Raw genomic sequence first — 13,072 nt, forward strand, 5'->3', positions numbered from 1 at the left:
GGCTCCTTCGTGCGGGGGCGTCGGGTGGGGGTCAGGAAGAAGGCGTGAGGGTGAGCTCGCCAGTGGCGATGCCGCGGACGACGTCGATGAGCAGTCGGCGTTCGACGGGCTTGATGCGCTCGTGCAGGCTGTGCTCGGTGTCGCCGTCGAGGACGGGCACGCGCTCCTGGGCGAGGATCGGTCCGGAGTCGACGCCGTCGTCGACGACGATCACGCTGGCGCCGGTCTCGCTGACGCCCGCGGCGAGCGCATCGCGGACGCCGTGCGCTCCGGGGAACTCCGGCAGGTAGGCGGGGTGCGTGTTGATGAGGCGCGGGGAGTACTGCGCGACGAGCGACGGCGGCAGCAGACGCATGAGTCCGGAGAGGACGACGAGATCGGGGTTCCAGACGGCGAGCTGACGGCCGAGCTCTTCCCCCCAGGCCTCACGGCTCTCGTGCTCGTGCCACGGCACGGTGAAACTGGGGATGCCGAACTCCTCGGCGTGGGCCAGCCCGTCCGCTTCGCGGTCGGCACCCACGACGATCACCCTGGCGGGAAAATCGGGATGACGAGCGGCCTCGAGGAGGGCGCGAAGGTTCGAGCCGGTGCCCGAGATGAGAACGGCGACCGTGAGCACGCGCCCAGTCTACCGGGGTGTGCATACTGCTCCCGCCCGGTGTCCGGGGCCGACCGGACCCCGCCGTCAGTCGCGCGGTTCCGCCGGATCGCGCGGCGGTGCGAGGAACCCGCGCACGTCATCGAGCGGTGCCGTGTCGTCGGCGGCCGACACGTCTGCGAAGGGCACAGCGGACGCCGCGCCGGCGACGACGACAGCATTCGGGTCGAGCTCGGTCATCTCGGCGATCCACCGGTCCGTGCGCTCCTCGGCGAGCTCATCACGGTTCCGCGGAGACAGCAGCAGGATGGCCGCACCGACCAGCACCTCCGCACCGAGCGCGAGGGCGAACGGATAGGCAGCCGGTCCGACGACAGCCAGCCGCCCCGGACCCATCGAGCCGTTCGCGAGGGCGGCTGCGAGCCCGCCGACCCCGGCACTCAGGGCCGCGATGCCGACGGCGATCACCGCACGCTGCAGCATACCGAGGGGTGTGCCCTCCCACACGAGGCGCGAGCGGACCGCCCAGCCGGCGAACGCACCGGCGGCGATGGGGATGAGCACGACGATCAGCATCCAGATCGAGCTGTTCTCCGGCAGCAGCCCGAACACGGGGATGCCGGGGACGACGCCGAGCTGCGTACCCGCGGGCGACACCGCCGTTCCGGCGCCGACGGCGAAGCCGGGACCGGCGAGCCACGCCGCCGTCCACACGAGCATGGTCGGCAGGTAGGCGAGCTGGGCGAGGGTCATCACCGTCGCGCCGAGCGCGTCGACCCTGGCGGCCTGGAACAGGGCCACGACCTCTCCCCCGCGGAGCAGCGTGGCGACGGCCAGGGCGAGGGCGGACGCGCCGACCACTCCGACGAGGGCGAAGGCGGCGCCGCGCACGATCGCCGCCGGAACGGGCGCCCAGTCCTCGCGGGCGTCGAACCAGTCGTGCAATCGGTCGAGGATGCCGCCGTCGCCCTCCTCCCACGCGATGCGCACCGCGCCGCAGAGCACACCGACGAGGTAGACCGCGGCGGGGAGGATGATCGCCGGCGCGAACGGCGTCTGCGCGGCGTCGAGTCGTGCCGTCAGCGCCACGCCGACGGAGATCAGGGTGAACACGGTGGCCCCGGTGAGTGAACCGAGCAGCCAGGCTCCGGCCTTCGCCGCTCTGCTGCCCGAACGCGCCGCGAAGAGCAGCGTGAACACCAGGAAGGCGAGCGGTGTGATCGACACGACGAAGTTCGCCGCCGCCGGTGGGATCGCGAGCGCGACGAGGAGCGCGTCCGGGATCGTGACCGTCAGCGGAACGCCGTGACCGAACTCCCAGAGCGTCCCGGTGAGCGGCCAGAGGGCTCCCCAGTCGGCCGTGATCCCGAAGGCGACGGTCCAGAGCAGCGTCAACGGCGCCAGGAGCACGACGAGGCCGACCGCCGCGGCGATGGCGGCGTCGAAGGCGGCGAGGAGCGCGACGAGGAGGCGTTGCATAGCGTTTCGAGACTACGACGAGTTGCCGACGAAGCCCTGGGGGCGCGCGTGAGGTCGGCGACACGATAGCGTTTCTCCGGAGGTTTCCCGATGACAACTGCCCCGCCCGCCCCGGCATCCACCGAGCCCAAGAACTCCCTGGACCGCTTCTTCGAGATCAGCAAGCGCGGATCCACGATCGGCACCGAGATCCGAGGGGGTCTGGTGACGTTCGTCACGATGGCCTACATCGTGATCCTGAACCCGATCATCCTCTCCGGCAAGCCCGACGTCGCCGGGAACATGCTCGAGTTCAATGCCGTGGGAGCCGCCACCGCGCTGACCGCCGGTGTGATGACGATCCTGTTCGGACTCGTCACGCGTCTCCCCTTCGGTTTCGCCGCCGGCCTCGGCATCAACGCCTTCGTCGCGTTCTCGGTCGTCGGCCAGGTGACCTGGCCCGAGGCCATGGCGCTCGTGATGATCAACGGTGTCGTCATCGTGTTGCTCGCCGCCACCGGACTTCGGAAGGCGATCTTCGACGCCGTGCCGTTCCAGCTGAAGATCGCGATCACGGTCGGCATCGGCCTGTTCATAGCCTTCATCGGCTTCGTCAACTCGGGCTTCGTCACCGCGACCGGCGCTTCCTCGCCGCCGGTGGGCCTCGGCGTCAACGGCTCGGTCGCGACAGTGCCGACACTGCTCTTCGTGATCACGCTCCTGCTCACCGGCATCCTCGTCGCCCTCAAGATCAAGGGCGGCATGCTGATCGGCCTCATCGGCGGCACAGTGCTCGCGGTGATCGTCGAGGCCATCTGGCACATCGGAGCCCGTGGCTTCGACGATGAGGGCAACGTGGTCAACCCGGGCGGCTGGGGACTCACGGTACCCGCACTGAACGGCTCCCCCGTGGGCATTCCCGACCTCAGCCTGATCGGCGCAGTCGACTTCAGCTTCGACCTGAGCAAGGTCAGCCTCGTGGCGATCGTGATGATCGTCTTCACGCTGCTGTTCACGAACTTCTTCGACGCCATGGGCACCATGACCGGTCTCGCGAAGGAGGCCAACCTGGCCGACGACAACGGCGACTTCCCGCGCATCAAGTCCGCGCTGGTCGTCGAGGGTGTCGGTGCGATCGCCGGTGGGGCGACCTCGTCGTCGTCCAGCACGGTCTTCATCGAGTCGGGTGCGGGCATCGGCGAGGGCGCGCGCACGGGACTCGCGAACGTCGTGACCGGCGTCGTGTTCCTGATCGCGATGTTCCTGACCCCGCTCACCTCGATCGTCCCGACCGAGATCGCCGCGGCCGCGCTGATCATCGTCGGAGCCATGATGATGGCGCAGATCCGCTACATCGACTTCAGCGACTTCCGCGTGCTGCTGCCGGTGTTCCTCACCGTCTCGGTCATGCCGCTGACCTACTCGATCGCGAACGGCATCGGCGCGGGCTTCGTGAGCTGGGTGCTCATCCACGCCTTCTCCGGTAAGGCCAAGACCATCAGCCCGCTGCTGTGGGTCGTCGGCGCCGGCTTCCTGATCTTCTTCGCGCGAGGGCCCATCGAGGCGCTCTTCGGCGTCGGGATCTGACCCGAAGCATCACAAGAGGGGCGGATGCTGCGGCATCCGCCCCTCTTTGGTGTTCAGCCCCCGTAGGCGGCGGCGAACTCCGCGGACGGCTCGATCGGCTCGATCACGTCGATCAGCACACCACCGGGAGCCTCGACGATGAAGTGCCGCTGCCCGAAGGCCTCGTCCCGCAGGGGCAGCCGCTCCGGCAGCCCGCCCTCCCCGACCAGCCGCGCGTATTCGGCGGCGGCATCCGGGACCTCGACGTTGAGCAGCAGTCCGCGCACCGGCTCGCGGAAGCCTTCCGGGATGGTCTCGTGTGTCCGGTCCAGAAGCGCGAGCTCTCCGCCGGCGAAGCGCAGGCTCACGTACCAGTCGGCCTCGAACGTCGTCTCGAAGCCGAGTTCCTCGCGGTAGAACTGCGTGACAGTGGCGACGTCGTCGACCATCAGCACCGGATAGAAGCTCGTGATCTCCATCATCTCTCCTTTTACATACAGTGTGTTTGTATCTTTCGGCTAGAATACATACACGCCGCACGTAAAGGAACCCCATGCCCCGAGCATCCGCCGCCGACGCCGCTGAGACCGCACGCCGGATCCTCGATGCCGCGACCACGCACTTCGCTGAACTGGGATACGCCACCGCGTCCGTCGACGAGATCGCCCAGGCGGCCGGAGTCACCCGCGGCGCCGTGTACCACCACTACTCGTCGAAGCCGCTGCTCTTCGCGGCGGTCGCTGCGGAACAACAGGAAGCCGTCGCGGGGGCGATCGTGCAGGCCACTGCTGCGGGCGTTCCGGACGCCGCGCTCCGCGACGGCAGCCACGCGTTCCTCGACGCCATCACCCGAGGAGCGGCTTCGCGCATCCTCCTCGTCGACGGCCCGGCCGTGCTCGGCTGGCAGGAATGGCGAAGGCTGGATGCCGATGGGCCCGAACGGGAGCTGCGCCTGGGGCTACGCGAAGCCGGGGCCGCCCCCGTCCTCCTCGACGCCCTGACCGCGGCGCTCTCCGGAGCGATGAACGAACTCGCGCTCTGGCTCGCCGCGCACCCGGACGATACCGACGCGCGGACGCAGGCCCACACGGCGCTCGACGACATTCTGGACGCGGTGACCCCGCGCACCCGACTCGACGGTCCACCAACCGAGGGGATGAAAGAAGGCCCCGGAGTGGAGTCCGGGGCCTTCAGATCAAGCGTAACTCAGATCAGAGCGACTCGATGATCGCGCGCATCAGGTCTGCCGTCTCGGACGGCGTCTTGCCGACCTTGACGCCGGCGGCCTCGAGGGCCTCCTTCTTCGCCTGAGCGGTACCGGCCGAGCCGGAGACGATCGCACCGGCGTGACCCATGGTCTTGCCCTCGGGAGCCGTGAAGCCCGCGACGTAGCCGACGACCGGCTTGGTGACGTGCGCCTTGATGTAGTCGGCCGCACGCTCCTCGGCGTCGCCGCCGATCTCACCGATCATGACGATGGCCTTGGTCTCAGGGTCGGCCTCGAACGCGGCGAGCGCGTCGATGTGCGTGGTGCCGATGACCGGGTCGCCGCCGATGCCGATGGCGGTCGAGAAGCCCAGGTCGCGCAGCTCGAACATCATCTGGTAGGTCAGGGTGCCCGACTTCGACACGAGGCCGATCGGCCCCTTGCCCGTGATGTTCGCCGGCGTGATGCCGACGAGCGCCTCGCCCGGCGTGATGATGCCGGGGCAGTTCGGGCCGATGATGCGGGTCTTGTTGCCCTTGCTCTGTGCGTAGGCCCAGGCCTCGGCCGAGTCGCCGACGGGGACGCCCTCGGTGATGACGACGAGCAGCGGGATCTCGGCGTCGATGGCCTCGATCATCGCGTCCTTCGTGAAGGCGCCGGGGACGAAGGCGATCGACACGTCGGCGCCGGTCTCCTTCATGGCCTCGGCGACCGAGGCGAAGACGGGCAGTTCGACGGCGTTGCCGTCCGTGTCGGTGTGGGCGACGGTGGTACCGGCCTTGCGGGCGTTCACGCCGCCGACGACCTGCGTGCCGGCCTTGAGCATCAGCGCGGTGTGCTTGGTGCCCTCGCCGCCGGTGATGCCCTGGACGATGACCTTGGAGTCCTTGTTGAGGTAGATCGACATTCTTCTAGTCCTTCAGTCTCAGGCGTTGGCGAGCTCGGCGGCCTTGTCGGCGCCCTCGTCCATCGTGGCGGCCAGGGTCACGAGCGGGTGTGCGTACTCGGCGAGGATCGCGCGACCCTCGTCGACGCGGTTGCCGTCGAGGCGCACGACGAGCGGCTTGGAGGCCGTGGCGCCCAGCGTCTCGAGTGCACCCTTGATGCCGTTGGCGACGGCGTCGCACGCCGTGATGCCACCGAACACGTTGACGAACACGCTCTTGACCTGCGGGTCGCCGAGGATGACGTCGAGGCCCGCGGCCATGACCTCGGCCGAGGCGCCGCCGCCGATGTCGAGGAAGTTGGCCGGCTTCACGCCGTTGTGGTTCTCGCCCGCGTAGGCGACCACATCGAGCGTGGACATGACGAGCCCTGCGCCGTTGCCGATGATGCCGACCTCGCCGTCGAGCTTCACGTAGTTGAGGCCCGACTGCTTGGCCTTGGCCTCGAGCGGGTCTGCGGCGTCCTTGTCCTCGAGCGCCTCGTGCTCCGGGTGACGGATCTCGGAGGCGTTGTCGTCGAGCGTGACCTTGCCGTCGAGCGCGATGATGTCGCCCTCTTCGGTGCGCACCAGCGGGTTGACCTCGACCAGCGTCGCGTCCTCGCCCTTGTAGACGTCGAAGAGCTTGACGAAGACGTCGGAGACCTTCTCGACGAGGTCTTCGGGGAAGTTCGCCGCGCGAGCGATCTCGACGGCCTTCTCCTTGTCGATGCCCGTGAGCGGGTTGACCTCGACGCGCGCGAGCGCCTCGGGACGCTCCACCGCGAGCTCCTCGATCTCCATGCCACCCTCGACCGAGCAGAGGCTCAGGTAGGAGCGGTTGGCGCGGTCGAGCAGCACGGAGAAGTAGAACTCCTCGGCGATGCGCGCGCCCTGCGCGACCATGACGCGCTTGACGACGTGGCCCTTGATGTCGAGGCCGAGAATGGCCTTCGCTGCCTCGTACGCCTCATCGGGCGTCTTGGCGACCTTGACGCCGCCCGCCTTGCCACGGCCGCCGGTCTTGACCTGAGCCTTGACGACGACCACTCCACCGATCTTCTCGGCGGCCGCCCTCACCTCTTCAGGGGTGTCCGCGACGATGCCGGCGAGGACCGGCACTCCGTACTTTTCGAAAACGTCTCGTGCCTGGTACTCGTACAGATCCACTGTGGTTCCTTCACTGGGCTGCTGTCTGGTAATTCTCTCGATGTCGAGACATCGACCAGTCCCCCAGCCTACTACCTCGGCCTGGACGCTCCTGCGGCCGCGGCATCGCCGGGTCAGCGCAGTGCCGGTACACCGAAGCGCCGCGACGGCAGCGCGACCAGACGGAGCTGGCGCGCGATCACGATCGGGACGCACACCGCCGCTGTGCCGGCCGCCACGATCACGGGGCGGACGGCGACGACCGGCAGCGAGCCCCACAAGGCGATGAGGATGGAGACGACCATCAGGGCGACCAGCACCACCTCTGTCAGGATGAGCTGCCTGCGCACGGACGCCCTGTCCTCGGCGAGCGTGGTCGTCCGCCCTCGCACCGCGATGTGCTCGGTCCAGCGCGAGCCGTCCCACCAGCGCAGGGTGCCGCGTCGCCGGGTCTCGAACCATCCGGCCGCAATTCCGCGCTCACTCACGCTCTCAGTATGACGGCCTCGCCTCGGCGTCTCCGCCCGCCGAGGTCTAGGCTTTCGCCATGCACGAATCCGCAGAACTGCGCACCGGCGTCGTGGCCGCAGCGCTCGAGCTCTTCAGCGCCCAGGGGTTCGACCAGACCTCGGTGGAACAGATCGCCAAGGCCGCCGGTGTCTCGCGCTCGACGTTCTTCCGCCAGTTCGGCGGCAAGGAGGACGTGGTGTTCGCCGACCATGAGGTGCTCCTCGAGCAACTCAGGGAGTTCCTCGCCGAGGGGCACGACGACCCGTGGGGCGCGGTGTGCGCGGCATCCGAGTCGGTCTTCGCGCATTTCGCGCACGACCCCGAGCTCGCCCGCCGTCGCTACCAGATCGTGCGCGAGGTGCCCGTGCTGCGCGAACGCGAGATCATCACGGTCTTCCGCTACGAGAGGTTGTTCGACGAGTACCTGCGCGGTGCGCTTCCCGGCGTCGACCCGCTGGATGCCGTGGGCTTCGCCGCCCTCGTGACCGCCGTGCACAACCACGTGCTGCGCCAGCTGCTGCGGGGGCGCAAGAAGGTGCCGCTGTCGACCCTGCAGACGGCGCTGGCCGATGTGCGCCGCCGCTACGGTGTGGCCGGCGGAGCCGTGACCGCCCCAGACGACATGGTTGTCGCGGTGTTCCCGCGCTCGATGCCGATCGCCGAGGTGTCCCGCCGCCTGCAGTCGGAGCTCGACTAGCCGCGTCAGGGTCGTGGAACCGAGTATCGAGGAGTACGATACTCAGGTCCACGAAGGAGCCCCATGAGCACTGCAGCCACCCCGTTCCCCGGCGAACGGGTCTCGTCGTACGACATCACCGCGCGTCAGGACAGCGACTACTACGCCGCTTTCACCGACATCCCCGCAGCCGATCGCGAGGCGTGGGACCGGGCGAAGTCCTACGTCGACGAGGTCGCCCCGCAGATGGCGGATGCCTGGGACCGTGCGGAGTACCCGCTGGAGGCGGCCCGTCGGATGGGCGAGATGGACCTCGTCGTCGACGGCGTCCAGCACCCTTCGCTCACGAGCCTGTCACCGCTGGCCGCCGGGCTCGTCAACATGGAGATCTCCCGCGGCGACGGTTCGCTGGGCACGATCCTCGCCGTGCAGGGCGGGCTCGCCCTGCGCACCCTCGCGCTGTTCGGCTCCCCGGATCAACAGGAGAGGTGGCTGACCGCTCTCGCCGACGGCTCGGTCCTCGGATCCTTCGCGCTGACCGAGCCCGACCACGGCTCGGACTCCGTCTCCCTCGAGACCGTCGCCCGCCGCGACGGCGACTCGTGGGTCCTCCGCGGCGCGAAGAAGTGGATCGGCAACGGCGCGTCCGGCGGCATCACGTTCGTGTGGGCGCGGATCGACGACGAGGGCGCCGACGAGCAGGGCGCGGTTCGCTGCTTCCTCGTCGAACAGGAGACGCCGGGGTACACCGGGAGCGTGATCCGCGGCAAGGCCTCGCTGCGGGCCATCCACCAGGCGCACATCGTCCTCGACGACGTGCGGGTGCCGCTCGACGCCGTGCTGCCGGGGACGAAGAGCTTCAAGGACGCCTCGACCGTGCTGTACGCGACCCGCTCCGGCGTCGCCTGGTCGGCGCTCGGACACGCGACCGCCTGCTACGAGGCCGCGCTCGCCTACGCGACACAGCGCGTGCAGTTCGGCAAGCCGCTCGCGAAGTTCCAGATGGTGCAGGAGCGCCTCACCCACATGCTCGAAGATCTCACCGCCATGCAGCTGTATTGCCGGCGGATGGCCGACCTCGAGACCGCGGGCGAGCTGCGGCCGACCCAGGCGTCGCTCGCGAAGTTCCACAACACACGCGCCGCGCGACGCATCGCCTCGACCGCTCGCGATCTGCTCGGCGGCAACGGCATCCTGCTCGAGAACGGCGTCATCCAGCACATGGCCGACATCGAGGCCATCCACACCTACGAGGGCACGGAGAGCGTCCAGGCGCTGCTGCTCGGGCGTGACATCACCGGGATGAGCGCGTTCGCCTGAGACCTCGGTCGGCGAGCGTTCTCGTCAGACCGGACGCACGAGGCACACGAGCCGCTCCCGGTCGTCCCAGGAGGGCACGCGCTCGAAGCCCCGCGATTCGTAGAGACGCAGAGCTCCCTGTCGCCAGTCCCAGACGGACAGTCGAACTTCAGTCGCACCTGACTCGGCCGCCGCGTGCACGGCGCCGTCGAGCAACGCCGACCCCACACCGCGGCCGCGGGCGGCAGGAACCGCCCAGAGACGTTTGATCTCCGCGATCCCCTCTCGTTCCGAGAGCACGACCACACCGACGACGCGTTCCTCAAGCTGTGCGAGCAGAACCCGATGCCCGGCATACGCGGCGGCCGGGGTCTCCACCTCGCGGCGATAGCGTTCCGGGAGCGGGGCCGCAGGATCCGGAACGGTCCCTTCCTGCTGGTGCTTCTCGAGCTCGGTCTGCAGCAGATAGGCCCGCACCGCGGAACCGACCTCGATCGCATCGGGGCCGGTCAGATCGGCTACGCGGATCATCGGTTGCTCGAGCGGACGGTGCGCGTCGACGCTCACCGTCAGTCGCAGCCGCAGCCGCCGGACGGGGTCTTCACCATGAAGCACACGTCGCACACGCCGTAGTCCCGCTCCTCCACCGGCTTGGGTGCCTTCTCGGCACGCGGAGCGGAGACACGAGGAGTCGTGGTGCGCTTGGCAGCGCGCGGCGGGGTCAGCGGGATGAACTCGCTCGGGTGGCTGACGTAGAAGTAGGGCGCGCGACCCTCGCTCGGCTGCAGACGAAGCGGAGTGGACCCGACGACGAGCCGTTCGTCCTCGGTGAAACCGTTCGTGTAGGTGCGTCCGATGTGCAGCGCGGCGCCCTCACCGCGACGGATGGCCTCGATGTAGCGACCACGGTCGATGAACGAGCTGATTCCGATCGTCTGGGTGATCTCCGCGATGAACGCGTGGTTCGACGGGTCGATACGGTGCGCGCGCAGCGCTTCCTGGAGCGAACGGTATGGACGGGAGGTGCCTGCGGGGGTCGGCCCTTGTACTTCTTTCATTTGTTCCAGGATCGCACGCCGCAACCCCCTCTTTCGACCACTCTGCCCGTGCGAGACTGGCCGCATGGCACGCGCGACGATCATCGGATCCGGACCCAACGGCCTCGCCGCCGGGGTGGCGCTCGCCCGCACCGGCTATGAGGTCCGCGTTCTCGAGGCCGCTGACACGATCGGCGGCGGGCTGCGCACCCGAGAAGGGACGCTTCCGGGCTTCCGCCACGACGTGTGCTCCGCCGTGCATCCGGCGGCGGTGTCCTCGCCGTTCTTCCACGCCTTCCGGCTCGACGAGCGCATCGAATGGATCCGCCCCGACATCTCGTTCGCCCACCCCCTCGACGGCGGCCGCGCGGCCGTCGCCTGGCGGGACATCGAGCGCACCGCCGCCGCCCTCGGACCCGACCGCGACGCCTGGCTGACCCGCCTGCGTCCGCTCAGCACGCACATCGAAGGGGTGACGGACTTCACGGGCAATCAACTCCTCCGGATGCCGGCCGACCCCGTCACCGCGGTGCGCTACGCGATCCGGATGCTCGACCAGGGCACCCCTCTCGCCCGCGTCTCGTTCCGGGCCGAGGAGGCCGCCGCCCTGATGTCGGGAGTCGTGGCCCACGCGAACTCCCCGCAGCCGACCCTCGCCGGGGCGGCAGCGGGGCTCCTCCTCGCCGCTCTCGCCCACGCCGGAGGCTGGCCCTACCCGCGCGGCGGTTCGCAGACCATCGCCGATGCACTGGTGGCCGACCTCGAAGCGCACGGGGGAACGGTCGAGACCGGTGCGCGCGTGAACGATTTGCGCACCCTGGACGCGGGCGACCCCTCCCGCGGGGACGTGCTCCTGCTGAACACCTCGCCCCGCCTCGCCCTCACCCACCCCGACGTGCCGGCCGGATATGCCAGAGCGCTCCGCGGCTACCGATACGGCGCCGCCGCGGCCAAGGTGGACTTCGCGCTCGACGGCCCCATCCCGTGGTCGAACCCGGAGGTGCGGAACGCGGTGACCCTGCACCTCGGCGGCACCCGCGAAGAGGTGTGGGCGAGCGAGAACGCCGTGGCCGCGGGTCGTGTGAGCGCGTGCCCCTACGTGCTCGCCGTGCAGCCCTCCGTCTTCGACCCGACGCGCGCGCCCGAGGGCAAGGCCGTCCTGTGGGCCTACATCCACGTGCCGAACGGCTCCGACCTCGATCCCACCGACCTCATCACGGCGCAGGTGGAGCGCTTTGCGCCGGGCTTCCGGGATCTGATCCTGGCTCATCACGCGGTGCCCGCGTCGTCTCGGGGGGCGATCAACCCCGGGGAGATCGGCGGCGACATCTCCGGTGGCGTGTTCGACATCCGGCAGGCGCTGCGGCGCCCCGTGGTCTCTCCGACGCCCTGGCGCACCCCGATGCGCGGGGTGTACCTGGCGTCGGCATCGACTCCGCCCGGCCCCGCGGTGAACGGCATGGCAGGCTGGCACGCGGCCCGCACCGTGCTGCACGACGCGGGGATGCCGGCCGGGCTCGACGACGTGTTCGGCTGACGCTCGATCGGCGGCGACGCCGGGGTACCGGAATCGAGATGCCGCGGCCAGGATGGGAGCATGCGCTACGAGATCCCCGCGCCGATGCTCGCCAAGGCCGTGCCGGCGGTTCCCGATCCGGCGAAGACCTCCGGCGGGCTCCTGTTCGAACCCAAGTGGGACGGCTTCCGCGGCCTCATCGCCTGGGACGGCGAGACCGTGGAGATCGGCTCCCGGGGCGCGAAGCCCCTCACCCGCTACTTCCCCGAGCTGGTCGAGGCGATCCCCGAGCTGCTGCCCGGACCGTGCCTGCTCGACGGCGAGATCGTCGTCGCCACCGGAGCACTCGGCTCGCAGCGCCTCGACTGGGAGGCGCTGAGCCAGCGCATCCACCCGGCGGCCTCACGCGTCGCGAAGCTCGCGGCGGAGACGCCGGCGATGTTCATCGCCTTCGATCTGCTCGCCCTCGGCGACGACGACCTGTTGACGCAGCCCTTCGAGACCCGCCGGTCCCGTCTCGAGACACTCATGGATGGCGTCGAGCATCCGCTGCACCTCACCCGCACGACTCGAGACCGCGACGCGGCCGTCCGCTGGCTCGCCGAATTCGAAGGAGCAGGACTCGACGGTGTCGTCGCCAAGCCCCTCGACCAGCCGTATGCGCCGGGGAAGCGGACGCTGTTCAAGATCAAGCACGCCCGCACGGCCGATGTGGTGGCGCTCGGCTACCGCATCCACAAGTCCGGCTCGGGCGTCGGATCGCTCCTGGTCGGGCTGTACGGCGACGACGGGGTGCTGCGGCAGGTCGGCGGCGTGGCCGCCTGGAGTGACGTGCGGCGGCAGGAACTCGTCGAGGAGCTCGCTCCCCTCGTCGAGCGCGACGACAGCGGCGAGGCGCTGACCGCAGAAGGCGAGCGGTCACGGTTCAGCGGCAGCAAGGACGTCTCGTTCGTGCGGCTGCGCCCCGAGCGGGTGCTCGAGGTGCGCTACGACCAGCTCGAGGGCGCCCGCTTCCGCCACACGGTGCAGTTCGAGCGGTGGCGGCCCGACCGTGACGCCCGCTCCTGCACCTACGACCAGCTCGACACGGTCGCGGGCTACGACCTCGCCGACGTCCTCCGCTGACGGGCCGTT

The 13,072-nt window shown here is 69.6% G+C and carries 14 protein-coding genes; 6 read left to right on the plus strand and 8 right to left on the minus strand.

Annotated elements, in window-relative coordinates:
* Positions 1-31: 31 nt before the first annotated feature.
* A complete protein-coding gene (gene purN, locus CQ034_RS14375) occupies positions 32-619 on the minus strand; it encodes a phosphoribosylglycinamide formyltransferase (protein ID WP_029262299.1) in 588 nt (195 codons plus the stop codon).
* 66 nt (positions 620-685) lie between these two features.
* Positions 686-2,077, minus strand: a complete 1,392-nt coding sequence (locus tag CQ034_RS14380) for a DUF6350 family protein (RefSeq protein ID WP_105711579.1) — start codon at positions 2,075-2,077, stop codon at positions 686-688.
* Between the two features lie 90 nt (positions 2,078-2,167).
* Here CQ034_RS14380 and CQ034_RS14385 point away from each other — a divergent pair, with 90 nt between their 5' ends.
* Positions 2,168-3,643: an NCS2 family permease gene (locus CQ034_RS14385; RefSeq protein ID WP_029262297.1), complete on the plus strand. Its 1,476-nt coding sequence runs from the start codon at positions 2,168-2,170 to the stop codon at positions 3,641-3,643.
* Between the two features lie 53 nt (positions 3,644-3,696).
* On the opposite strand, the gene CQ034_RS14390 is transcribed toward CQ034_RS14385, so the two are convergent.
* Positions 3,697-4,104: a VOC family protein gene (locus tag CQ034_RS14390; RefSeq protein WP_308737269.1), complete on the minus strand. Its 408-nt coding sequence runs from the start codon at positions 4,102-4,104 to the stop codon at positions 3,697-3,699.
* 71 nt (positions 4,105-4,175) lie between these two features.
* Between CQ034_RS14390 and CQ034_RS14395 the strand changes: the two genes are divergently transcribed.
* Positions 4,176-4,850: a TetR/AcrR family transcriptional regulator gene (locus CQ034_RS14395; protein WP_105711581.1), complete on the plus strand. Its 675-nt coding sequence runs from the start codon at positions 4,176-4,178 to the stop codon at positions 4,848-4,850.
* On the opposite strand, the gene sucD is transcribed toward CQ034_RS14395, so the two are convergent.
* The 3 genes from sucD to CQ034_RS14410 form a co-directional block, all read right to left on the minus strand.
* A complete protein-coding gene (sucD, locus tag CQ034_RS14400) occupies positions 4,834-5,736 on the minus strand; it encodes a succinate--CoA ligase subunit alpha (protein WP_105711582.1) in 903 nt (300 codons plus the stop codon). The two genes, CQ034_RS14395 and sucD, sit on opposite strands and share 17 nt — an antisense overlap.
* A gap of 18 nt (positions 5,737-5,754) precedes the next feature.
* Complete coding sequence (gene sucC / locus CQ034_RS14405; protein WP_029262293.1) at positions 5,755-6,921, minus strand: ADP-forming succinate--CoA ligase subunit beta; 1,167 nt, start codon at positions 6,919-6,921, stop codon at positions 5,755-5,757.
* Positions 6,922-7,034: 113 nt separating this feature from the next.
* Positions 7,035-7,388: a DUF2510 domain-containing protein gene (locus tag CQ034_RS14410; RefSeq protein ID WP_105711583.1), complete on the minus strand. Its 354-nt coding sequence runs from the start codon at positions 7,386-7,388 to the stop codon at positions 7,035-7,037.
* Between the two features lie 59 nt (positions 7,389-7,447).
* Here CQ034_RS14410 and CQ034_RS14415 point away from each other — a divergent pair, with 59 nt between their 5' ends.
* Both CQ034_RS14415 and CQ034_RS14420 read left to right on the plus strand, forming a co-directional pair.
* Positions 7,448-8,107, plus strand: coding sequence for a TetR/AcrR family transcriptional regulator (locus tag CQ034_RS14415; RefSeq protein WP_105711584.1), 660 nt, complete (start codon positions 7,448-7,450; stop codon positions 8,105-8,107).
* A gap of 63 nt (positions 8,108-8,170) precedes the next feature.
* On the plus strand, positions 8,171-9,406 hold the full coding sequence (locus tag CQ034_RS14420; protein WP_105711585.1) for an acyl-CoA dehydrogenase family protein: 1,236 nt from the start codon (positions 8,171-8,173) through the stop codon (positions 9,404-9,406).
* A 24-nt stretch (positions 9,407-9,430) separates the two neighbouring features.
* Here the strand turns inward: CQ034_RS14420 and CQ034_RS14425 are convergent, their stop codons facing one another.
* Entirely contained in the window at positions 9,431-9,916 is a 486-nt protein-coding gene (locus CQ034_RS14425; RefSeq protein WP_105711658.1) for a GNAT family N-acetyltransferase, read from the minus strand.
* Between the two features lie 38 nt (positions 9,917-9,954).
* Positions 9,955-10,443, minus strand: coding sequence for a hypothetical protein (locus tag CQ034_RS14430; RefSeq protein ID WP_105711586.1), 489 nt, complete (start codon positions 10,441-10,443; stop codon positions 9,955-9,957).
* A 64-nt stretch (positions 10,444-10,507) separates the two neighbouring features.
* Here CQ034_RS14430 and CQ034_RS14435 point away from each other — a divergent pair, with 64 nt between their 5' ends.
* Entirely contained in the window at positions 10,508-11,959 is a 1,452-nt protein-coding gene (locus tag CQ034_RS14435; protein ID WP_105711587.1) for an NAD(P)/FAD-dependent oxidoreductase, read from the plus strand.
* A 60-nt stretch (positions 11,960-12,019) separates the two neighbouring features.
* Positions 12,020-13,063: an ATP-dependent DNA ligase gene (locus CQ034_RS14440; RefSeq protein WP_105711588.1), complete on the plus strand. Its 1,044-nt coding sequence runs from the start codon at positions 12,020-12,022 to the stop codon at positions 13,061-13,063.
* Positions 13,064-13,072 lie beyond the last annotated feature (9 nt).

Origin of the sequence: Microbacterium sp. MYb45 (assembly GCF_002979655.1) — a bacterium.
Lineage (GTDB): Bacteria > Actinomycetota > Actinomycetes > Actinomycetales > Microbacteriaceae > Microbacterium.

Excerpts from the sequence above, each read along its gene's own strand:
- CQ034_RS14380 (WP_105711579.1), bottom strand. The coding sequence starts at position 2,077 with ATGCAACGCCTCCTCGTCGCGCTCCTCGCCGCCTTCGACGCCGCCATC.
- CQ034_RS14385 (WP_029262297.1), top strand. The coding sequence starts at position 2,168 with ATGACAACTGCCCCGCCCGCCCCGGCATCCACCGAGCCCAAGAACTCC.
- CQ034_RS14390 (WP_308737269.1), bottom strand. The coding sequence starts at position 4,104 with ATGATGGAGATCACGAGCTTCTATCCGGTGCTGATGGTCGACGACGTC.
- CQ034_RS14395 (WP_105711581.1), top strand. The coding sequence starts at position 4,176 with ATGCCCCGAGCATCCGCCGCCGACGCCGCTGAGACCGCACGCCGGATC.
- sucD (WP_105711582.1), bottom strand. The coding sequence starts at position 5,736 with ATGTCGATCTACCTCAACAAGGACTCCAAGGTCATCGTCCAGGGCATC.
- CQ034_RS14415 (WP_105711584.1), top strand. The coding sequence starts at position 7,448 with ATGCACGAATCCGCAGAACTGCGCACCGGCGTCGTGGCCGCAGCGCTC.
- CQ034_RS14420 (WP_105711585.1), top strand. The coding sequence starts at position 8,171 with ATGAGCACTGCAGCCACCCCGTTCCCCGGCGAACGGGTCTCGTCGTAC.
- CQ034_RS14425 (WP_105711658.1), bottom strand. The coding sequence starts at position 9,916 with ATGATCCGCGTAGCCGATCTGACCGGCCCCGATGCGATCGAGGTCGGT.
- CQ034_RS14430 (WP_105711586.1), bottom strand. The coding sequence starts at position 10,443 with ATGAAAGAAGTACAAGGGCCGACCCCCGCAGGCACCTCCCGTCCATAC.
- CQ034_RS14435 (WP_105711587.1), top strand. The coding sequence starts at position 10,508 with ATGGCACGCGCGACGATCATCGGATCCGGACCCAACGGCCTCGCCGCC.
- CQ034_RS14440 (WP_105711588.1), top strand. The coding sequence starts at position 12,020 with ATGCGCTACGAGATCCCCGCGCCGATGCTCGCCAAGGCCGTGCCGGCG.